Source organism: Fusibacter bizertensis (genome assembly GCF_029914245.1).
Lineage (GTDB): Bacteria > Bacillota > Clostridia > Peptostreptococcales > Acidaminobacteraceae > Fusibacter_C > Fusibacter_C bizertensis.
Genome location: NZ_JARYZI010000012.1, coordinates 19,150 through 40,130 on the forward strand (window position 1 = coordinate 19,150; position 20,981 = coordinate 40,130).

Genomic DNA, 20,981 nt, shown 5'->3' on the forward strand with positions numbered 1-20,981 from the left:
CCCTATTGTCGTATTAGAGCACCAACAGCATTAACATATATTGGTAGCTCCTCCACAGTATTTTTTGTTGCAATCTCAATTGTTCTGAAATTAGTTAAAACTTCAGTTGGAATTTCAAACCTTTCTTTAAAGTACATCGAAAAATCCTTCATTTGCGATCCACCACCAAAAAGATAGATTTGATCAATTTTATTATCAGCACTTCTACTGGTAAAATATTTAAATACTTTTTCTATCTCTTCACTGCACTCGTAAATATAATTTGCGGTTTCCTTGAGTACAATTCCTTTTTCATCATTTGCCTCAAAGCCAGTTTTTTCAACTGCATCAAGAATAGAAGTAATGCTTGTTTTTCTTTTTCTATTTTCTGCTTCTATAGTATCGATATTAAAATGATTTTTTAATATCAGATCAAACTCGTTGGATCCAAGTCTTAGAAGTCTATTGAATTTAAACTGCCCCTTCTCAAACAAAGAGATGTCAATTAATTGATGTCCGAAATCTACAAATGCTATGGTTTTGTTAAGTGTAATTGAGTCCAATGAGAAGTTTACAAATTTATCAAGAGAGTTACTATGCATATCCAAGTATGCTGGGGTCAAACCACATTCAATTACTAGATCAAAAAGTTCTTTAACCATCTCTCTTGGCATTGCGCCTAATAACACTTTAATCTTTTGAACGTTTTCTTCTTCAAACTCTTCAAGGATTTTGTATTGTAGTACATAAGCATCAATATCGATGGGTAAGTATTGTCCAACTTCATAAGTGATGAGTTCCATTTGGTCTGCAGCATCTACCTTCTGAACGATTAGTTCACGCTTTATGATATCTTGTCCTTCACAAGTGATGACAACCTCTTTTTGCTTTATTTTCTCTTCTTTTAGCGTATGCATCAAGTGATTTTTAAAGGCTATGCCATCAACAATTCTACCATTATTGATAACCCCTTCTTCTACTTTGATCTTTGTCATGGCAGTTATTTTCAACCTACCACCATTGAATTGTCCTGCCACAACTTTTAGGCTATGGCTGCCAATATCAATCGATAACAAATTGGACTTAATCCGTGGCTTCTTAGTTCTCATGTAGTTCCCCCTTAACCAATAAGTTTTAGTATGGTCTCTCTTTCAGTTACATGCTCCAATAATGTGTTTCTCTCTATAACATTACTTCTATATAATCCAAGCAAATAATCATCCATGGTCTGCATCCCCGATTTTTGACCAGTTTGGATAAATGAGTACAGTTGGTGTACTTTATTTTCTCTTATAAGGTTTCTAATGGCAGGCGTAACAATAAGACTTTCTACAGCAGCAATACGTCCATTGCTGCGTTTTCTTGGTAATAATCTTTGAGAAAAAACCGCAACAAGCGAAGTTGCCAGTTGCACTCTGATTTGTTGCTGGTGAGGTCCTGGAAAAACATCGATAATTCTCTCAATCGTCTGATATGCGTTTCTCGTATGAAGTGTTGCTAAGACGAGGTGCCCAGTCTCAGCTGCAGTAATCGCAGTTGATATCGTTTCTAAATCTCTCATTTCGCCAACCATGATGACATCAGGATCTTGTCTAAGTCCTGCTCTAAGTGCATCAGAAAAGTTATTACAATCCCTCCCGACTTCTCTTTGTGTGATAATCGATTTTTTGTTTTTATGAATGTACTCTATAGGATCTTCAATGGTTAAAACATGACAACTTTTCTTTTTGTTGATGGCATCTATAATTGACGCAATGGTAGTCGACTTACCACACCCTGTTGGACCTGTTACTAACACTAACCCCGAAGTGAATCCCGCTACACGCTCAATAGTCTCTGGAAGTTCTAACTCTTTTGCAGTTGGAATATGTTCACTTATGACTCTACAAGCCAATCCAATTTTATCACTATATCTAAATGCATTGACACGATAAACATTTTGATTGGGAATTCGATACGCGAAATCAACTTGACCATCATTCATAAGTTTCTCATATTGTTCGTCGGTCAGCATGTCTTTAGCATAAGACATCGTGTCAGACTCCTTAAGAATCCGTTTCTCCAACGCCTTTAATTCTCCATCAACTCTTATCGTAGGAGGATTTCCTACGGCAAGATGTACATCAGAAGCATTAAGTTGTACAGCAGTCGTCAGTATCTCAGTGATTGTCATGATTCATCTCCAATTGTTAAAATTATTAGTTAAAATATGCTACTTTACAATTCTTATAAAATCTATAGAAAACGTTCCTGTACTATTAACGGCTGGATCAATCCTCAGTTGCTTTAAGCTACCTGTCCATAGTGATGAACTGGACATATCTATGATATAGTCTGTGTAATCACTATTTGGTAAAATTGGGAAAGTCACAACTTTATCCTCTCCCCAACCGGTTGAAGACGTTGTGGTGTAATACACCTGTGCTTGAGTACTTGCAGTACTATTTTTAAGTCGTAACACAATATTTTTATTTGTTGAGATATTGATTCCCAAACTATTACTAGAAACTATATAGGGGTCATTACCCGTAATATTACCTTCTAGATAGCCACCACTGACTTGACCTAAACCCGTTGTATTACCACCAGCGGTCCATCCTTCGGTATCATTGCTGGTAGAAAAATACCAACTATTTGCTACAGTTGCGAGCCATTTTTTGTCTAGATAGTTTTCAACTAACTCTCGATCTGAATCTGATAGATGATCATTGAAAACTAAGATTTCAGCAATGTCACCTTTATAGTAAAAATTATTTCCGCCACCTGCAGCGCCAATTACTATAAATTGTGATTGATTGTTCTTATTTCCCACATCATTATGTCCATCAACTTCCATACCATTTACATAATACAAATGCGTTCCACCATCCCATGTAGAGACGTGAATGTTGAAATCAGCATTTCCACTGGATGCATTCATGGTTCCCCTAAGCACTTGAGCAAAATCAGTTCCAGATACGCCAAACGAATAAGTTGCCGATCCACCCCATCCTCCAGATTTACTGATGAAGGTTCTGTTGCCACTTGTACTTGTAGATTTTGTAAGAACAAAAACCGTAAACTCATTTGAACTGTCTAAATAGAAGTCTTCATTTGATCCTGAAGATACATTTAACTCATTTGTTCCCAAAGTGAAAAAATCGTTACTACCATCAAATCGGATGATTGGCATGCCATTTAACACACCATCAACTAAAACTGGACGATCACTTTGGATAGTTTGCTTAAAATTGTTGTTTTCGATTGAAAGGTCATTCCAATTAGTAACTGAAGTTGAATTTAAGACTGTACCAAGAGAAGCATCTAAATGTAAAATCATGCTGCTTGGCCAGTAGTAGCTTGATTGCACAGTTACAGCACAGGTACTACTTGCTTCGCCATCACCTGATGTAGCTGTGATCGTTGCATTGCCATTTGCATGTGCCGTTACGACACCGTCAACTACAGTTGCTACTGAATCATTGCTACTAGACCAATTGATAGACAGATCATGGGTATTTGTAGGTTCAAGTGTTCCTACTATGGTTTGAGTATCACCTATGTTCATCGTTATACTTGTCGGCGACAAATTAACCGCAGTTGCTAAAATAATCGGTTTAATCGTCACAGTAAGTGTCATTGTCTTAGATGTATCTGTGACTGCAGTACCTGTAAGCACAACAGTTTTAGGAGAATCCGCTATAATAGAGCCATTCCAAGTAACCTCAACCATTTTGTCTGCTCCCTCTGACATATCTGCCATTACAGAGCTTGGTAAGGTATAAGTATCTCCAACAAAAATTTCATCAGTTTGATCGTATAGAGAGACGATAGTCGCTTCAGAGTCAAGTGGTAAATATTTAGTTTTCAAATGTTCTGACACTACATTGACATCCACTGCGCCTTTATATAAAACGAGTTCAATTAAATCAATATTATCGTTACCCATCGTGAAAATATTGTTATCTGATGTATAATTCCCTGTTACTAAATACCAGCCATCAGCTTGGATCAAGTTTTCGGGTGCCTCAGTGACTTTTGCTGTATAACTTCCATTGACAAAAAGCGTTTCTTCTCGACCAACATCACGTCCTCTAACAATTGCAAAGTAAGAAATAGATTGGCCTGATGTACTTTGCGCATCGATGCGCATGTCCTTAGATGTATTAAATTCTATATACCTTGCAACAAATGAATTTGAGATATCTGTGTCTACTACAAGCGGTCTTTTAGACGTTGAAGTCGCTGTTGCCACTCGAGTTGGATTAGCAACACCAATATTTGAAGCCAAATCATTCCACTTAATGACGCTTCGGTTGGTTGAAGATAGAACTTCTGTGCTATTATATGGATCAACATAAGATGCATCAAGATGCAATGCCAAACCAGTGGTTTCAGGCAAGCTGTTAATGTGAACGGGCAAACTGATACCAGGATTACCAATTTTCCCTGATTTTGCTGCTGGTGTTACAGTAAGTATAATTTGCCTACCGGCATAACTCGAAACGTCTGCTAGATCTGCTGTCGTTTGTGACGCTATTAAATAGAAATCACTTGGAAAAATCGGATATCGATCAATGACTTCAGCTTCTGGCAAGTCCGTCATATAAAAGAAAGTACTACTGTTTCCCCTAGGAACAGGTATATTATAACCAGGTTTTGATACATACCAGTTATAGATATTGACCATCAAATCATCTATTGTTGCAGGATCATTTGTAAAAGTACCTTTTAAATTGGCATTCGAAACAGGATACAAATACTTGGTAGTTATTGCATCAAATCTTGGAATTGCTGAAACGCCGGAAATGTTAAGTTTTGCAATTGAAGGTAATCGCTGATCTGATACATAGGTATAATATGTTTTCCCATCATATACATTTGCAAGTTCATAGTAGCTAACTGAAACACCTTCAAAAAGTGATAGTGTTTTCATTGTCAGGCCACCATTACTTGGACTTGCAATAAGCTCTTTAGCATTTTCTATTCCAAGCTCCATATCTTGTTGCGCCAAGAAAGCTTTTTCGGTGATCTTTTTAGTATCAAATAAAAACTGATAGTTGTTACTGATTACACCTAAGAATCCAGCAGAAATAATCCCAATCAAACCGATTGCGACAATAATTTCTATAAGTGTAAAACCTTTCACTCGATTCTTCATGCCATCAACTCCTAGTTCATAATTTGAGGTCCAGTCACTAACCAAAGTTCAGCCAAAATATCTTGAGCAATGTTATCAAATACCTCATCTAAATCAAAATCATCATTATAGTTATATATTTGTTCAGCATCTAATGCTGTACCCAAATTGCTAATCTCAGTTGTAATACCATTTGAGAAACCAATAACATATGATTTGGTTTCAGCTGCAACAATCATACTTCCAATAGTTGAGATGTAGCTGCTGTTATTTCTGCTATAAGGGTATACGCGTGTAACATTATCATAACTGATACTTGGCGTAATTCCACCTCTTCCAGTATATTGAGAATAATAAGTATACTCATCGGTATACCATGTAAAACCGAAAAAAGAATGCAACTGTTGATAGCCTTTGCTTTCCCATGAAGATTGGTTTGTCTCTCCATCTACAAGTAAAATCATATAATTGTACTGTTCAGTTTCAGTATTGTAGCCTTCTGCTACCGGACTGAAGTCAATTAGACGATAATAAGCGCGTCTTAATCCATCTCCAGTGTTAGTGTTACCATAAGTTTCAATATTGTTCACAAGTGTTACAAGTGTAGATTTATCATCTTCTGCATTATAAAATGGATGTTCTAAGTTCGATGCTGAATTTGGCGTTGGGTAATTTGCTGTTTGCGAAAAAGGAACAATACTAATTTCAATGTTATTCTCTCTAGAGAATGTATTTATAATGCCTTCAACAATGGTACCATTATCTTTGGTATAACCAAGCAGTGCATTTTTCACTCTAGCAATCCTAGACAATCCGTTGAGGCTAGTATCCATACTGCCAGATACATCAAGCACTATAGTAATCGTTGCAACTTGAGTTCTGCCTGTTCCCTGTGCAGAACTATCATTTCTAAAGGCAAGCGCAACTGAAGGTGATAGCACCGTCCCTTTATCAACTATTTGAAGTGCATTTTGCGCTTCAACTTCAGATTCAAACGCAATTTTTTGACCAGTTCTGACGAGTGTACCGTCAGATTCAGTTTTGGTGACATAACCAACAATTTGAAACTTTAAGAGGTTATCACTTGATGTAGTAGCATCTTTGACAAACTCAATTTCATATTCAACGTTTGGACTTGCATCTACTAAAATTTGCTCAAGATGTGTCCCGGCAGTATCATCATATACGTACTGTACTATCCGGCGTTTGTCAGGAGATATGGCAAAATAAGACCATCCTGGGTCCATCTTGCTAGGGTCACTGACAAAGTCTACTGGCACTGCAAAAACTGCTTTTGAATAGCGGATGATTTCATTGGCTCTTTGAGAAGCCTGTCTAATGGTGGTATTTATTTCATATTCATCCATTGTTTTTTTCTGTGCTGTCATGGTTAAACTGATCATACTTGTGCTGAGCAATATAATCATTGAAAGCAAAGAAATTGTGATGATCAGTTCTATTAATGTGAAGCCCCTCTTCAGTTTTGTCGGTTTCATATGTGCCTCCTAACTAAGGGGTAAACGATTCCCTAATGGTATGTTGGGTGTTATCTGGATTAATTCTAAGAATTGATGCAACTGACTGCGTGCCATCTAAAAGCGTACCCACTGAATAAACACGAATCCATCTTTTAGAATCTACTGTGACACTTTCAAGTGTAACGACTGCTTCTCCTTTTTTGGTTAGCCCATCAAAGATCTCTATCGTATCAGTCACAGTTTTGGTGCTATCATTTAAAAACTGGTTGATGTAAGGTTCACTCCCAGAGTTTGCCATTAGCGAAGCATAACCAAGATCAACACCAGCCAGTGCTATATAATATGTTTTTAAGCGTTCCTCATGGAGGCGCGTCTCATGAATGTCTTGACTTGCGACATAAGTCATAGAGGCTGTTAACGTGATCACAATTGTCATCAAAATCAACACCCATACAAGTGCAGCACCGTCTTCTGTTTTGAGTTTTAGTTTGTTGTACTTATTCATGAGAGCACCTCGTAGGGGAATATGTATCGTGTGCCTTTGACGAAAGTCAAAGGTACACGTATTCGTTTTTTAAAGCAACATATAAAATTATTTAGGAAATATAATTCTAAACAAACACTTCTGGACTTCCAACTTCCATAATAACTGCCTGGCAATTATTCGGAAGTTTAAACGAAATTGTTCTTGTACCTGTTGCAATTAAATGTGTTCAGGCACTGAAAAATCCGAAATTCCTTTTTCTTGCCTGGGAGTGATAATCTCCCCTTATAACTCCCAGGCAATTTTTGGAAGTCAAAAGAATATTAATCTTAAGTGTATTACCATTAAACGATTGTAAGCACTGAAAATTTTGAACTTCCGTTTACTTGTCCGGGAGCGTTATTTCTTACTTAGATTCAAACAAACCTGAACTCCCATAATGTTGCAAGGGTAGGGTGATTCATTCAGAATGAACAGAATACTTATGGAGTTACTACTATTCTCCCCCATACTCCATCAGTTGGTACTAATGTTAAAGTAACATCTTTAACATTAATTGTTATTTCAGCTTCAGTACCAGCCGCACCATCAACATAGGTAGTTGGCCAAGTTCCAGAAGTTTTATCAACTGAATATATTTGCCAAGCACTATTTACAGTTCTAATAGTAGCATCTTCAGCCGCTGTTTGAGCTTTTCCTGTTACATCCGTAAACCTAGGAATAGCTATCGCTGCCAAAATCCCCAAAATTGCAATTACCACGATCAATTCAATCAATGTAAAACCTTTTTTTCTTTTTTTGTTTAAAGCTTTCATCATGTGTTTCTTCCTCCTTAACATTATTAGTATCTTTGGCATCTTTATGCCTCTATATTTTATGCTTTACGCTATTACACCGACATGTTTGAATACATATCAAACATAGGCAGTAACATCGCAATAACAATAAAACCAACAATTAGTGCCATAACGATGATCATTACAGGTTCAATAAAACTGATCATCTTACTGATGGCTGCATCAAGTTCTTCATCATAATAGTCCGCTGTTTTAGAGAGCATCTCTTCAAGCGCACCAGACTCTTCGCCGATGTTGACCATGCTGATCATCATCGGTGGAAATACACCAACTTTTTTCAGAAGTGAACTAAGAACAATTCCTTTTTTTATATCTTCAGAAACCACGTAGATGCCATCGATCACCACTTGGTTCCCTGTAACTTGCGCAGAAGTCTCAAGTGCCTGGATAATAGGGATCCCACTGGCAAGTAGTGTTGATAGTGTTCTTGTAAATCGCGAGGTTGCTATTTTAGCAATAGACGTCTTTATAATAGGCATTTTAAGTTTTAACCTATCAAAGAACCTTTTTCCTTCTACCGACTTGCCTATGCGCCTAACTGCATAAGTAACTGCTATAATCACGCCTAAAAAAATGTACCAATAAGCTTGCAACGCATCACTCAAACCCATAACTATACGGGTTGGAAGGGGAAGGGCATCGCCCGTTTGATTGAACATGGTTATAAACGTCGGCAAGACAAAAGTTAGCATAAATACCACTACAACCACTACAAGTACACTTAAAATAGTTGGATACATCATTGCACTTTTAACCTTCGAATTAATACGGTTCTCTTTCGTATAATGTTCTGACATTTTAAGCAGTACATTGTCAAGATTACCTGTAAGTTCACCCGCTTCAACCATGCTTATCAGTAGTGAGGGAAACACTTTAGGATGTTGTTTCATACTTACTGATAATATATCCCCTTTTTGCACTTGTGTTGCCATCTGCTTAACTGTTTTTGCAAGTGTTACATTTTCAGTCTGTGCACCAAGTACATCTAGTGATGTGAGCAGTGGCATACCAGCATTGAGCATGGTGTGCATCTGCTTACAAAAGATTGAGATGTCGTTGACTTTTACTTTCTTTTGAAAAAGTTCAATTTGAGCTATATCATTTCCTTTTTCTTCTTCAATGTTCACAGCAACTGGTCTGTGTCCTTTTGAACGGATCAAGTTTATAATCTCACCTTTTGATTCAGCTCTATAGACGGTTTCAATCACTCGACCTCTGAGGTCGATTTCTTTACATCTGTAAACGCTAACCATAATGCTCCCCCTCTTGTCTAAGTTTATAGATAACCGATCTGTTTCATCAACGCATCACTATCAACCGCATATTTACGTAGTGTTGCTTGGTCAATAATTCTCTTTTTGTAAAGGTCAAGTAGCGAAGCATCCATGGTCTGCATCCCTTGACTTGATCCTGTTTGTATTACAGTTTGCATCTGATGCGTTTTACCTTCTCGTATCAAGTTTCTAATGGCAGTGTTTGCTATCATAATTTCAAATGCTGCCACCCTACCAGTGCCATCGACTTTAGGTAGAATTTGTTGTGATACTACCGCTTCTAGCACCGAGGCTAATTGAATCCTAATTTGTTGTTGTTGATGTGGAGGAAAAACATCAATGATACGATCAATTGTCTTAGCTGCACCAATTGTATGTAGTGTCGAAAGTACGAGGTGTCCAGTTTCCGCTGCAGTTATAGCTGTAGAAATCGTCTCAAGGTCACGCATCTCTCCCACTTGAATGACATCGGGATCTTGTCTCAATGCTGCTCTGAGTGCATTTGCAAAACTATGAGAATCATTTCCGATTTCTCTCTGATTGATTATACTTAAGTCGTGCTTGTGCAGATATTCAATTGGATCTTCAATCGTGATGATATGTTCATTTCGTGTGTGGTTCATATAATCAAGCATAGAAGCTAAAGTCGTAGACTTACCACTCCCAGTTGGTCCCGTTACAAGTATCAAGCCTCTTTGTTTTGACGCTAACTCCTTAAGCACAGAAGGCAATCTCAAAGCCTCCATAGAAGGAATGCTTAGTGCAACTACACGTAGTGCCATGCTTGCACTTCCCCTTTGCTTATAGATGTTAACTCTGAATCTTCCTAAACTTGGATAAGAATATGAAAAATCAAGTTCACCTTTCTTCTCAAAAGCAAGCCTTTGCTCATCCGTCAGCATCGCTCTGATAATTCGATGTGTATCTTCTGGCATCAACCTTGTTTCATTCATCCTTATGAGTTTGCCATTGACGCGCATAATAGGAGGAGATGCCACTGTGATATGCACGTCTGATGCACCTGCTTCTGTTGCGATTCTTAGTAATTCTAAAATTTCCATAAAAACCTCGTCTATTTTTATATTACTTTTAAGTTCTTACTTTATATATCGGCACAAAAGTCAAAACTACTCATCAAAACTAAAAGTCATTCGCATCATTTCATCTATTGTTGTGATGCCCTCTTTTACAAGTGACTTACAAGTTTCATTTAAAGTAGTCATTCCCTTGCTAATAGCTTTTTGTTTGATGAGGTCAGCTTGCTTGCCAGAACTGATCATATTACGTATGTCTCTGTCTACAACTAAAACTTCATGAATTGCAGTTCTTCCAGAGTAACCAGTATGGTTACACGAGTTACATCCAGCACCCACTGAAAGTTCTAAGGCTTCACTTTCAGGTAAACCTAAAATTTTAAGTTCTGAGACTGTAGCTGGCTTGGTTGTTTTACACTTTAAACAAATCTTCTTTACCAATCGCTGCGCGATGACACCAACAGTTGCCGAACTGACAAGATAGTTCTCAATCCCCATATCTTCAAGTCTCGATATAGTACTTACCGTATCGTTGGTATGAATCGTAGATAAAACAATATGTCCTGTTATCGCAGCTCTTACCGCTATCTCAGCAGTCTCAGCATCACGTATTTCACCTACCATTACTATATCTGGGTCTTGCCTTAATATGGATCTAAGACCGTTTGCAAATGTTAATCCCGCTTTGACATTAACCTGTACTTGGTTGATGCCCTCTAGTCTATATTCAACAGGATCTTCAACGGTGATGATGTTTTTAGTTTCTCTGTTGAGTTCTTTTAATAGCGTGTATAAAGTTGTCGTTTTTCCACTACCAGTTGGTCCTGTAACTAATACAATCCCTTCAGGTACTTTCATGATTTTGTTAACAAGTTCTAAATTCTGCTCACTAAATCCAAGTTCTTCTTTAGTAACCACTAAACCTGACCGATCAAGTAGTCTAATAACTATTTTTTCACCATATACGGTAGGTAATATGGAGATCCTCATATCAATAGGCATACCATCTATTACAGTTTCCACACGACCATCTTGTGGTAATCTTTTTTCAGAAATATTGAGCTTACCCATAATTTTTATACGAGTAACAATAGCAGAATGTGTAGATTTGGCAGGCGTCATTACTTCTCTAAGTTCACCGTCAACTCTATAACGAATACGTAAATGTTTTTCATAAGGCTCTATATGAATATCACTTGCTTTACTCTTTACCGCTTGCGTAATAATCGTATTCACTAGTCTTACCATGGGAGAATTAACAACGTCAGCGTCCTCTTCTTCAGTATCCTCTTCTGTAAAACCAGATTGTGATCTAAAGTCTTCTACAGCTTTTTCTGCACGCTCTGAAGCATCATAATATCGATTAATTGCTCTTGCAATATCTTGCTGAGCACTGATGACAATATCGAGTTCAATCCCAGTAATAATACGGATATCATCTTTAGCAATCATATCCAGTGGGTCAACCATAGCAACAGTTAATCTGTTTTTCTCTAGTTTGATAGGTATCGCCATGTGTTTTCTGGCAAGTGATTCACTGATCAATTTTGGGACTTTAGGGTCAATATAGATATTGTTTATATCAAGATATGGAATCTGGTATTGTTCTTCAAGCACACGAAAAAGCTGTTCTTCATTTAACCAACCTTGTGTAATCAAGACAGCACCTAGCTTTTGACCTGTTCCTTTTTGAAGTTCCAACGCTTTTTGAAGTTGTTCTTCAACAATTATTCCGTTATTTACGAGTATATCACCGAGTCTCATCTTATACCTGATCATAAATTATTATTTCCTCATCTATATTTTCTGTAGTTTACTTTCCCTATAAACGACGAAACGGCTAGCTGATCAATCTAGTAATAGATTAAACAATTACTAGTCATTCGAACAGTGCCATTCGTCATTTGTCATTGACAAAATCATTATATACTTACATAAAAACGCTAACAGCAAATTCTAAATTTATCTTGTAAAATAGAAAAAACTGCAGTAATTATACTGCAGTTGAACGATCGTAGCACTAAAGCCTTAGACTTCTAACTTTGCGTCCTGCATTTTCATGCAGTTTGCCAAAATATTCATTTATATTAATTAAGATTATACACTATTCGTATTTCCTTGTAAATGCTAGATGTGGGGATTTAACAGCAATTTATTTGAAAATTTACACAACAATTCGTGTTCATAAATTAAAACAATACACGAGATTATTATTGTTTGTATAAAAACGCTAAAATTGATACCCCATAAAAAACTGAGACAAAAGTACCAATAACGATAAAAGGAGCAAATGGGATATAATCTTTGCTGCTTTTCTTGAAAGCAAAAATCCATATTAATCCAAAAATTCCGCCTAGGAAAAATGCAATCCATATACTTAAAAGAGATAGTTTCCATCCTATGAAAAGTCCTATAACAGTATAGATTTTAACATCTCCCATCCCAAGTCCACTCTTTTTTAGAATCAGCAAGGAACCGAAAAGAAAAAGGAACATTAAAACTGTAGGCACTAATACCCCATATAAAGGTGCTAACTTTTCACTTGATTGATATATAGGATATGTCCAAAGTAAATGATATAAAACAGGAAAAACGCTAGAAATCAAACCAAAAATCACAACTTTGTTTGGAATAATTTTATGGTCTAGGTCAATAAAAAACACAACCGTCATAATTGAAAAGAATAGCCAAAATATAAGTGTCAGTAGTGATAGCTCAAACTTTAAATAAGTAAGCAAAAATATGATCCCAACCAAAAGTTCTACAATAGTATATCTCACAGAAATTTTTGAATGACATTTTTTACATCTTCCTCTTAAGAATAACCAACTAATAATAGGGACTAACTCACTACCCGATAAAGTATGACCACAATTGCCACATCTCGACCTTGGCTTAACAATACTCATCCCAGCAGGTATTCTATAGATACAAACATTTAAAAAAGAACCAATGACAGTACCTAATATAAAAGTTAATACTAAAAAATATACGTCAAAAAAATTCATGTTGAAACCACCTCTGCTTTTAATAATTAAATGCTTCCTCTGTCATAATAACACATTGATCGAATTAATTTATCCTTAATTTATTTTTAATGTATTTAAAGTATCTATTTAAGCAAATATGGGTATAATAAACCATATGAGTCACCACACTATTGGGAGGATTTATGCAAGACTTTGATAAATTAGATGATCTCGCAAAAGAAATGGCACAAAGGGATTATTTGATAAAAAAACGAAAACATTTAGCAGAAGAACTCAACCAATTGTCACAGGAAGAGATCCGTTTGCAATCACAGTTAAAAAAGGAGACACACGATTATAAAAGCATAGAAAATCTTTCCGTAAAACGGCTTTTAAAACTTTTTGATGAACAATATGAAGAGATGATGGATAAAGAATATCGTGAGATGAAAATTGCTGAGTATAAGCACGATTCATTAATTGAAAAAATGCAAACAGCTCAAGACGAAATCGTGGGAATTACAGAACTTTTGAAAAACTACACCACTATCGAATCAGAATATAAAACGCTTTTAAATGCTAAGCGTGTATGGGCTACTTCCAACGGGCACATGGAAATAGACAATTTTGAGAGTGAGCTCATACTACTTAAGGGAAAACAAAAAGAAATTGAAGAAGCAATTAATGCATGTAAACAGCTCATTTTGAGTTTAGAAAATGCCAGAGAGGATTTATCTTCTGCTCAAAGCTGGGGAATGTTTGATATACTTGGAGGTGGGCTAATACCAGCATCAGTAAAACATGATTATCTAAAACGCGCTTCACAGTATATTAAAGATTCTAGTGATAAAGCAGTTACTTTAACCCGTGAATTACTGGATCTAAAAACATACTTTAGTATCGAAAGATTAGAAGTAGATGCTTTAACGCATACTTTCGATACGTTTTTTGATAGTGTTTTATCCGATCTAAACATTCAAGAACAAATTGACAAAGCCTATCTTTCTATTTGTAATAACCATGCGCATGCAGAAGCTTTGATGAAACTTCTAGATGAACTTAAAATAGATAATGATGAACGCATGAATCAGTTAAAGCAAAAAAGAGAAAAAGTGCTTATATCATTATAATAAGCACTTTGCAGCTCCTAGAGCAGATTGATGCATGGCAGAAAGATAACTTTCATCTTTTATACCTAGTGATAAATTCCGCTGATATATATCTTTCAGCTTGTGTTTATCACTATTTTTATGTTCTACTACATATTGAATTTCTACAAGCAGTTCTGAAAACTGTCTCAGTACCATTAAATCAGCAGCACCTTTGTCGTGTTTGATCCTAAACATAATTACATCCAATAGGTAATGTGTAAAATCTCTAAGTTCCATTAAAGCACATTTGTATTGATCAAATGGTAACCCCTCAGCATCAAATTTTTTTATATCGCCAATTTGACCAATGACTAAATCAATATCAGCAAATAATCCAGTAATATCTTTTTTTAACTCTTTTAAGTCGCCTTTTTCCTCTTCGTTAATATATATCCCGACATAATTAGTCAAGCTCTCTACAATATATACAATTCTTTTTCTCAACATACTGTGGTAGAAAAATTTAGAAAAAAGGAAATTATAAAAAATTGCAATAGAGATACCAGCACCCAGTGCAAGTAATCTGAGTCTTAATGTGATAAGCATACTTGGCTCACCTAATGCATTAAGCTGAATATACTGCGTCATATAAATAGCTGTAAAGATCGCAACTGGAGAAACAAAACGCCAATTGAACTTTAAAGAGATATACATAGTAAGTGCAACTCCCAGTGGAACCGTTAAAGCATTGACGCCAAAGATGCTTACTAAAAGTGCAGTGACAACACCACCGAGGATACTTGCTTTTATTTGATCCAGACCGCTTTTGATCCCGATTATATTTACAGGTTCAAGTGTTAGCATCATACCAAACAAAAGTGAAATCATATCTTTCCCAATAATTGAATGTGTATGAAATAATATGTAGCCAGTCATTATACTTAAGAAACCCTTTAAAACATACAGATAAGAATCAAACAAAGTTGCTTGACGTCCAAGTCTTATCTTATTCCAAAAAAAACGCATATATAGTAACTCCCCTAAATTATATTTAAATGATTAGTTGAAAACTTTACTTACCAATCAAAATACTCCTTAGCTGAATTGTACCTTACTCGTTTTACAGAAGCAATTTTTTTATAGAAAGTATACAATAAGAAAAAGAAAGAGGACCATCACATAGTGATTAATCCTCTAAATGTCTTTATATATTTTTCAACTCATCCACTATGTTTTTTGCCTTATTTGTAATGATTTTTTGATCCTCTGAAATATCATTTAATTTAGTGATTTCCGACGAAATTCTGCCATTTTCAAATTTAAGCGACTTAAGAAGTTCTGAGATTTGCGTGGCAAAATCACTTGTAGAATCAGACATCTTCTGCACTTCAGTTGCTACAACCGAAAAACCCCTACCATGTTCACCAGCTCTTGCCGCTTCTATATTAGCGTTAAGACCGAGAATTTTGATTTGTTGTGTAATCTTATTGACAGCCCGCGTCATTTCATCTGTCTGCTCAATAAACTTATTAGATTGTTCAGCCGAAGCTGCTAAATCAAAATTAATCTTGTTGAGATTCCCAGTTATATCAACAATCTTGTTCATTTCTAAGTGAAGTTTTGAACTTGATTTGTTGATTTCTTCAAGTTGAAAGTTCAATCGATTTCTTATCTCTATTTGTCGATCTACGATGAACATCATTAGTTGTGCCGCATCCGAATCAACGATTCGCTTGTTATCACCAAAAGTTTCTTTGATCATCTCATAAACACGATGACTTCCAGTTGCTTCAACAATCATATCTGCTCTTTGATCAATATCAGCGATATTTGTTGAACAATGGATACCAAGACGCCTTGCAATTTCTATCCCTGGTGTCTGAAGATTTTTGTCAATTACTGAAACTACTTCAATTTCTGGAATTTCATTAAAAAGTTCAATAAGTTTACTGCCTCCAGCACCCGCTCCAACTACAGCGATTTTCATGACTACCCCCTATTTTCCTCATAATACACATACCGACTCATTATAACATATTACATGTGAAATGAAATTAGAAACGCTTTAAGTTTATTTAATTATTAGCTCAAAAAAAAACGGTTCTCCATAAGGAAAACCGCACTTTCTTTTATTATTAATCAACATTTCACGTTGTTATGGTGTTACGACTAGAACTGCAGTTGCTTCAAACGCATCAATTAATGCTTCCAAATCAACAATATAGTTCTTTAATATCTCATATTTATGAGATGTGCCATTTAAATAAGCATCTGCTAATGTAACTTTATTCAATAGCTGTGCTCTTTCAGTGTCACCATAGGTATTTGTTGTATCAACTAGTAAAGCATTTGCAACGTCAAGTTGATTTTGTAATTCAACTTTTATTGCATCATATAGGTCTTTAATATAAACTTTAGACGCATCTAAAAAGTAGTTGAACTTTGTTTGAGATAAAGGATTAGTCTTGTCAATATAGGTCTGCATATCAGTGATCAAAGCATCTAATGTTGTTAATGGATTTGTAACTGCAACATAAAATGTGTCATAATACGCTTTAAGTTCAACTTGAACCATCGTTAATGTTGCTATGTCATCGTCACCCAATATAATACTGTTTTTAAACGTACTAATCGCCATATTCAGTGTATAGTATGTGTTTTCAATGACAGGTACACTTTCACTTGAATATGCAGCTATAAAATCTTGTGTCGTTTTAATCGTAGTTTCAAGCGCAAGGTTCGATCCAACTAAATAACTGCCAGTTGATGTACCTTCAGTGTTTTTAAATACTTTTATAGCTAAAGTAGGATCTACATACAATAAAGCTTCTGCTTCACTAACTAGTGCCTTAAGTTTATCAAGATGATCTTTAAATTGATCTGCGTTTAAAACAAAATCGTTGTACACACCAAGTGTAAGTAACAAGCTTGAATCTACTACAGTATAACTTGTGATTGATGCAATCAAATTATCCAATACAGTTTTTTTAGCAGGTAACAATTTATCATAGTAATTTGCTTTATAAATAGTTAAGTCCGCTAGTATCACTTTAAGATTAGTCATATAATCACCAGAAACGATTTCACTATTATCAAATTCTTGAATTGCTGATTTTAGCTTATCATACTCAGTTTTGATCAAATTGACTTGATCACTATTAAAATTGGTTACAAATGTTTGTGCTGCAACTAATGCTACTTGTAATTTTACTTTTGCATCAGGAAGATAAACTTTTGTATTTTCGACTGCTAATTTCGTTTGAGCGCTTACGATTAAGTTTTGAATAGCCTCTAAAGTTTGACTAGAGTCATAATCACCACAGTGAAAATCTCTAATTTTCTTTGCTAGACCATAAGGAAAATCGCCATGGGTATATCTTTTAGAAAGTCCAAATGGAAGATATCCTTTTTTTTCCATCCCACTTGGTAATCCTAACCAATTTCCGTCTCCAAAGCTCACCATAAGTTTAAGTCTCTCTCTTAACTCAGCTCTATCCTCGTCATCGATTTTATTGAAATAATAATTGTAGTCATAGTTTTTGTCATAGTCATAGTTTTTGTCATAATTGTAATCTTTCAAATTGTTACCTCTGCCGTTGTTACCATTATTTTTGTTGTTGTCTGCAAACGAAAGTACAGAAACTTGTGAAAATACTAGTGCAACCGCTAACATAATCAATAATCCTGATTTAATATTTTTTCTCATTTGTTTTCACTCCTTTTAATTTATTTGATCGACCTTCGCTATAATATACGGTATCTCCTTTACTTTTGGGTGACAAAATGGATATTTTTTAAAGAATGTAATAAAATTGAAACAAAATGTAAATTTTTTTGATATGCCACTATAACTTTTGGATATATACTATATACAACATCATTTTACAATATTTAAGACAAAATCTTATTAGGAGGGAACACCATTGAATCTATCGCTCAAGAATATAAAATTTATGAAGCAGATGATGATGAGAAAAGTGGTATATTCACTTATACCCTTAGTACTTGCAGGCATCTATTTTTTCGGATGGCGGGTACTAGCACTACTAATCGTCGTTAATTTCTTTGGATGTGCAACAGAATGGGTCTTTGTAAGAAAAACGACAAAAAAAATAACCGAGGCAGTCTTTGTCACAAATGTACTATTCACTTTAACACTTCCACCTAGTACGCCTTATTGGATCGCCATTATCGGGATTATTTTCGGAGTATTGTTTGGAAAAATGGTATTTGGTGGGTTTGGTAAAAATCCATTTAATCCAGCTTTAGTCGGTCGTGCATTTATCTATGTAAACTTCCCTGAATTTTTGACCCTTCACTGGACAAAACCGGTCGGTGGTTTACTCGGTGGGTTCACTTCATATTTAGGAGAAAATATCGACGCTGTCACTCAATCAACACCAATGCTTATCTTTAGAGCTTCTGGTGATCAACTACCGCTTACCAAACTATTATTTGGTAACATCGGTGGTTCAATTGGCGAAACAAGCGCAATTCTAATCATCTTAGCAGCCATTTACTTAATCTATACTAAAACAGCAGCAAAAGAAACAATCTTTTCAGTCATCACTGGTTTTCTCGTGATGAGTGGTGTATTTTACATTGCAGGATTTGAACAAGTATTAAATCCGATTTACGGTCTATTTGCTGGTGGTCTTTTATTTGGAGCAGTTTTTATGGCAACCGACCCAATTTCGTCACCTAAAACCTTTGAAGCGCGTATCGTATATGGTCTTTTAATTGGCGCAATCACAGTTATTATACGTAGTTTTGCGCTATTTGCAGGTGGCATTATGTTCGCAATCCTTATTGGTAACACATTTGCTCCGATTATGGATGAAGCAGTAAAATCCATTAAGAATTCGCGAAAAGCAAAGGAGGTAAAAAATGGCTAAGAAAAAACAAATTCTTTACCCTGTCCTCTTTATGCTACTTGTAACCGTTGTCTACACTTCTGTACTTGCTTTTATAAATGAAAGTACCGCATCTACTATTAAAGCTCAAGAAGAGCTTCGCGTAAAACGCTCTGTTTTATATGTTTTGGATTTACCTGTATCAGATGTTGATTCAGAAGTTAATGCACTTTATGATGGCAAAATTAATGAAACGACAAAAGATGGTCGAGATTATTTCGTTTACGCCAACGATGGTACAGTAGAAGGATATGCATTTATCTTCTCTGGAACTGGACTTTGGGGGAGCATCACTGGCTACATTGCCTTTAATCCTGATTTCACTAAAATACTTGGTATAGACTTTGTCTCTCACTCTGAAACACCTGGCCTTGGTGGTCGTATAGATGAACCGTGGTTTAAAGAACAATTTAGAGGAATTACACTTAACGATGATATGTCTATTATCGTCAAGCCAGCTTCTGGAGGCAACATTGATGGTATCACTGGTGCATCGTTAACTACTGACTCCGTTAAAAAAATGGTTAATACCTTTATCGAGGAAACACTCACATTTGCAAAGGAGGCTAAATTATGAAGGAGGTCATGCGCGTCGTTAAAGCAGGGATCTACAAAGACAATCCTGTTTTTAGACAAATTTTAGGCATCTGTTCCTCATTGGCTGTAACTAACCTTCTTACAAACTCATTTGTTATGGGTGTAGGTTTAATGTTTGTTACTGCATTTTCTAGTTTTACTGTATCGTTAATTCGAGTATTTACACCTAAGCATATCCGTATGATGGTCCAAACACTGATCATATCAGCGTATGTCATCATGTTAGATATATTTCTTAAAGCATATTTCCCATCGATGTCAAAAGCACTTGGACCATACGTCGGCTTAATTATTACGAACTGTATCATCATGGGACGTGCTGAAGCATTTGCTCAAAACAACAAACCTTTTATTTCATTTATTGATGGGTTAATGATGGGTGTAGGGTATACCATCGTGTTGATGGCAGTTGCATTTGTCAGAGAGTTACTCGGTTTTGGCTCATTATTTGGCATCCAAATCTTAGGTGATGGTTGGGTAAACTGGACACTTATGATTATGCCACCAGGTGCATTCTTTATGATTGGAATCGTCATTTGGGCATCTTCAAGGTTATTCCCTAAAGAAGATCAAGAAAAAGGAGGTGCTAAGGTATGATAGAAATTAATCCGCTCGTAATATTTTTCGCATCAATTTTCACAAATAACATGATTCTTTCAAACTTTCTTGGTATGTGTTCATTCATTGCTGTTTCAAGCGAAATCAAAACTTCACTTAGCTTAGGACAGGCGGTAACTTTTGTACTTGCAACCACTTCTGTTCTCAACTACTTGGTTTATCACTTGATTTTAGTACCACTAGGTCTTGAGTATCTTCGTTTCATCGTCTTTATCATAGTTATCGCTGCATTTGTACAACTTGTTGAGATGATCATTGAAAGATATTTTGAATCACTTTATTATTCACTTGGTATTTTCTTACCTTTGATCACTGTAAACTGTGCTATCTTAGGGGTTTCCCTTTTTATGATTATTAGAGATTATGATTTAATTCAGTCTTTTGCATTTGGAGTAGGATCTGGTCTCGGTTGGACGCTTGCAATTGTGGCAATGGCAGGTATTCGCAAAAAAATCATGGGCGCAAAAATTCCAAAAGGACTTGAAGGTGCTGGTATCACATTGATTATTACAGGTATTATGGCACTTGCCTTCTTAGGTTTTTCTGGCATCGTACAAATTCAGTAGGA

The 20,981-nt window shown here is 35.8% G+C and carries 18 protein-coding genes and 1 riboswitch; of the genes, 5 read left to right on the top strand and 13 right to left on the bottom strand.

Going from position 1 to position 20,981, the window contains the following annotated elements; translation table 11 throughout:
* Positions 1-2: 2 nt before the first annotated feature.
* The 10 genes from pilM to QE109_RS14790 all read right to left on the bottom strand — a co-directional run bounded on the left by pilM (position 3) and on the right by QE109_RS14790 (position 13,233).
* On the bottom strand, positions 3-1,088 hold the full coding sequence (pilM, locus tag QE109_RS14745) for a type IV pilus assembly protein PilM (RefSeq protein ID WP_281095313.1): 1,086 nt from the start codon (positions 1,086-1,088) through the stop codon (positions 3-5).
* 11 nt (positions 1,089-1,099) lie between these two features.
* Positions 1,100-2,152, bottom strand: coding sequence for a type IV pilus twitching motility protein PilT (locus QE109_RS14750; protein ID WP_342637161.1), 1,053 nt, complete (start codon positions 2,150-2,152; stop codon positions 1,100-1,102).
* 39 nt (positions 2,153-2,191) lie between these two features.
* Positions 2,192-5,119, bottom strand: coding sequence for an Ig-like domain-containing protein (locus QE109_RS14755; protein ID WP_281095314.1), 2,928 nt, complete (start codon positions 5,117-5,119; stop codon positions 2,192-2,194).
* 11 nt (positions 5,120-5,130) lie between these two features.
* A complete protein-coding gene (locus tag QE109_RS14760; protein WP_281095315.1) occupies positions 5,131-6,594 on the bottom strand; it encodes a VWA domain-containing protein in 1,464 nt (487 codons plus the stop codon).
* A gap of 13 nt (positions 6,595-6,607) precedes the next feature.
* Positions 6,608-7,081, bottom strand: a complete 474-nt coding sequence (locus QE109_RS14765; RefSeq protein WP_281095316.1) for a hypothetical protein — start codon at positions 7,079-7,081, stop codon at positions 6,608-6,610.
* A gap of 461 nt (positions 7,082-7,542) precedes the next feature.
* Complete coding sequence (locus QE109_RS14770) at positions 7,543-7,878, bottom strand: type II secretion system protein (protein WP_281095317.1); 336 nt, start codon at positions 7,876-7,878, stop codon at positions 7,543-7,545.
* A gap of 71 nt (positions 7,879-7,949) precedes the next feature.
* Positions 7,950-9,170, bottom strand: coding sequence for a type II secretion system F family protein (locus tag QE109_RS14775; RefSeq protein WP_281095318.1), 1,221 nt, complete (start codon positions 9,168-9,170; stop codon positions 7,950-7,952).
* Between the two features lie 23 nt (positions 9,171-9,193).
* Entirely contained in the window at positions 9,194-10,252 is a 1,059-nt protein-coding gene (locus tag QE109_RS14780) for a type IV pilus twitching motility protein PilT (protein ID WP_281095319.1), read from the bottom strand.
* 66 nt (positions 10,253-10,318) lie between these two features.
* A complete protein-coding gene (locus QE109_RS14785) occupies positions 10,319-12,004 on the bottom strand; it encodes a GspE/PulE family protein (protein ID WP_281095320.1) in 1,686 nt (561 codons plus the stop codon).
* A 217-nt stretch (positions 12,005-12,221) separates the two neighbouring features.
* Positions 12,222-12,306: riboswitch (cyclic di-GMP riboswitch) on the bottom strand.
* Between the two features lie 129 nt (positions 12,307-12,435).
* A complete protein-coding gene (locus QE109_RS14790; protein ID WP_281095321.1) occupies positions 12,436-13,233 on the bottom strand; it encodes a prepilin peptidase in 798 nt (265 codons plus the stop codon).
* A gap of 164 nt (positions 13,234-13,397) precedes the next feature.
* Here QE109_RS14790 and QE109_RS14795 point away from each other — a divergent pair, with 164 nt between their 5' ends.
* Positions 13,398-14,324 (top strand): hypothetical protein, encoded by a 927-nt coding sequence (locus tag QE109_RS14795; RefSeq protein WP_281095322.1) that lies wholly within the window; start codon positions 13,398-13,400, stop codon positions 14,322-14,324.
* Here the strand turns inward: QE109_RS14795 and QE109_RS14800 are convergent.
* The 3 genes from QE109_RS14800 to QE109_RS14810 form a co-directional block, all read right to left on the bottom strand.
* Positions 14,319-15,311 (bottom strand): aromatic acid exporter family protein, encoded by a 993-nt coding sequence (locus QE109_RS14800; protein ID WP_281095323.1) that lies wholly within the window; start codon positions 15,309-15,311, stop codon positions 14,319-14,321. The two genes, QE109_RS14795 and QE109_RS14800, sit on opposite strands and share 6 nt — an antisense overlap.
* Positions 15,312-15,489: 178 nt before the next feature.
* Positions 15,490-16,272: a methyl-accepting chemotaxis protein gene (locus QE109_RS14805; RefSeq protein WP_281095324.1), complete on the bottom strand. Its 783-nt coding sequence runs from the start codon at positions 16,270-16,272 to the stop codon at positions 15,490-15,492.
* A gap of 168 nt (positions 16,273-16,440) precedes the next feature.
* On the bottom strand, positions 16,441-17,991 hold the full coding sequence (locus QE109_RS14810) for a hypothetical protein (RefSeq protein ID WP_281095325.1): 1,551 nt from the start codon (positions 17,989-17,991) through the stop codon (positions 16,441-16,443).
* A 247-nt stretch (positions 17,992-18,238) separates the two neighbouring features.
* Here QE109_RS14810 and QE109_RS14815 point away from each other — a divergent pair, with 247 nt between their 5' ends.
* Genes QE109_RS14815 through QE109_RS14830 form a run of 4 tightly spaced genes read left to right on the top strand, consistent with a single transcriptional unit; the run spans position 18,239 to position 20,979 of the window.
* Positions 18,239-19,180, top strand: coding sequence for an RnfABCDGE type electron transport complex subunit D (locus tag QE109_RS14815; RefSeq protein ID WP_281095326.1), 942 nt, complete (start codon positions 18,239-18,241; stop codon positions 19,178-19,180).
* Complete coding sequence (locus QE109_RS14820; RefSeq protein ID WP_281095327.1) at positions 19,173-19,775, top strand: FMN-binding protein; 603 nt, start codon at positions 19,173-19,175, stop codon at positions 19,773-19,775. The genes QE109_RS14815 and QE109_RS14820 overlap by 8 nt, the downstream gene beginning before the upstream one ends.
* The gene (locus QE109_RS14825) at positions 19,772-20,392 is read left to right on the top strand and encodes an NADH:ubiquinone reductase (Na(+)-transporting) subunit D (RefSeq protein WP_281095328.1); all 621 of its coding nucleotides are present in this window, start codon (positions 19,772-19,774) and stop codon (positions 20,390-20,392) included. The genes QE109_RS14820 and QE109_RS14825 overlap by 4 nt, the downstream gene beginning before the upstream one ends.
* Positions 20,389-20,979 (top strand): NADH:ubiquinone reductase (Na(+)-transporting) subunit E, encoded by a 591-nt coding sequence (locus QE109_RS14830; protein ID WP_281095329.1) that lies wholly within the window; start codon positions 20,389-20,391, stop codon positions 20,977-20,979. The genes QE109_RS14825 and QE109_RS14830 overlap by 4 nt, the downstream gene beginning before the upstream one ends.
* The last annotated feature ends 2 nt before the right edge of the window (positions 20,980-20,981 follow it).

Bases quoted from the DNA above. Each gene is read 5' to 3' on its own strand.
- QE109_RS14750 (WP_342637161.1), bottom strand. From the start codon at position 2,152: ATGACAATCACTGAGATACTGACGACTGCTGTACAACTTAATGCTTCT.
- QE109_RS14815 (WP_281095326.1), top strand. From the start codon at position 18,239: ATGAAGCAGATGATGATGAGAAAAGTGGTATATTCACTTATACCCTTA.
- QE109_RS14810 (WP_281095325.1), bottom strand. From the start codon at position 17,991: ATGAGAAAAAATATTAAATCAGGATTATTGATTATGTTAGCGGTTGCA.
- QE109_RS14785 (WP_281095320.1), bottom strand. From the start codon at position 12,004: ATGATCAGGTATAAGATGAGACTCGGTGATATACTCGTAAATAACGGA.
- QE109_RS14755 (WP_281095314.1), bottom strand. From the start codon at position 5,119: ATGAAGAATCGAGTGAAAGGTTTTACACTTATAGAAATTATTGTCGCA.
- QE109_RS14825 (WP_281095328.1), top strand. From the start codon at position 19,772: ATGAAGGAGGTCATGCGCGTCGTTAAAGCAGGGATCTACAAAGACAAT.
- QE109_RS14780 (WP_281095319.1), bottom strand. From the start codon at position 10,252: ATGGAAATTTTAGAATTACTAAGAATCGCAACAGAAGCAGGTGCATCA.
- QE109_RS14820 (WP_281095327.1), top strand. From the start codon at position 19,173: ATGGCTAAGAAAAAACAAATTCTTTACCCTGTCCTCTTTATGCTACTT.
- QE109_RS14765 (WP_281095316.1), bottom strand. From the start codon at position 7,081: ATGAATAAGTACAACAAACTAAAACTCAAAACAGAAGACGGTGCTGCA.
- QE109_RS14760 (WP_281095315.1), bottom strand. From the start codon at position 6,594: ATGAAACCGACAAAACTGAAGAGGGGCTTCACATTAATAGAACTGATC.
- QE109_RS14770 (WP_281095317.1), bottom strand. From the start codon at position 7,878: ATGATGAAAGCTTTAAACAAAAAAAGAAAAAAAGGTTTTACATTGATT.
- QE109_RS14795 (WP_281095322.1), top strand. From the start codon at position 13,398: ATGCAAGACTTTGATAAATTAGATGATCTCGCAAAAGAAATGGCACAA.
- QE109_RS14830 (WP_281095329.1), top strand. From the start codon at position 20,389: ATGATAGAAATTAATCCGCTCGTAATATTTTTCGCATCAATTTTCACA.
- QE109_RS14790 (WP_281095321.1), bottom strand. From the start codon at position 13,233: ATGAATTTTTTTGACGTATATTTTTTAGTATTAACTTTTATATTAGGT.
- pilM (WP_281095313.1), bottom strand. From the start codon at position 1,088: ATGAGAACTAAGAAGCCACGGATTAAGTCCAATTTGTTATCGATTGAT.
- QE109_RS14800 (WP_281095323.1), bottom strand. From the start codon at position 15,311: ATGCGTTTTTTTTGGAATAAGATAAGACTTGGACGTCAAGCAACTTTG.
- QE109_RS14805 (WP_281095324.1), bottom strand. From the start codon at position 16,272: ATGAAAATCGCTGTAGTTGGAGCGGGTGCTGGAGGCAGTAAACTTATT.
- QE109_RS14775 (WP_281095318.1), bottom strand. From the start codon at position 9,170: ATGGTTAGCGTTTACAGATGTAAAGAAATCGACCTCAGAGGTCGAGTG.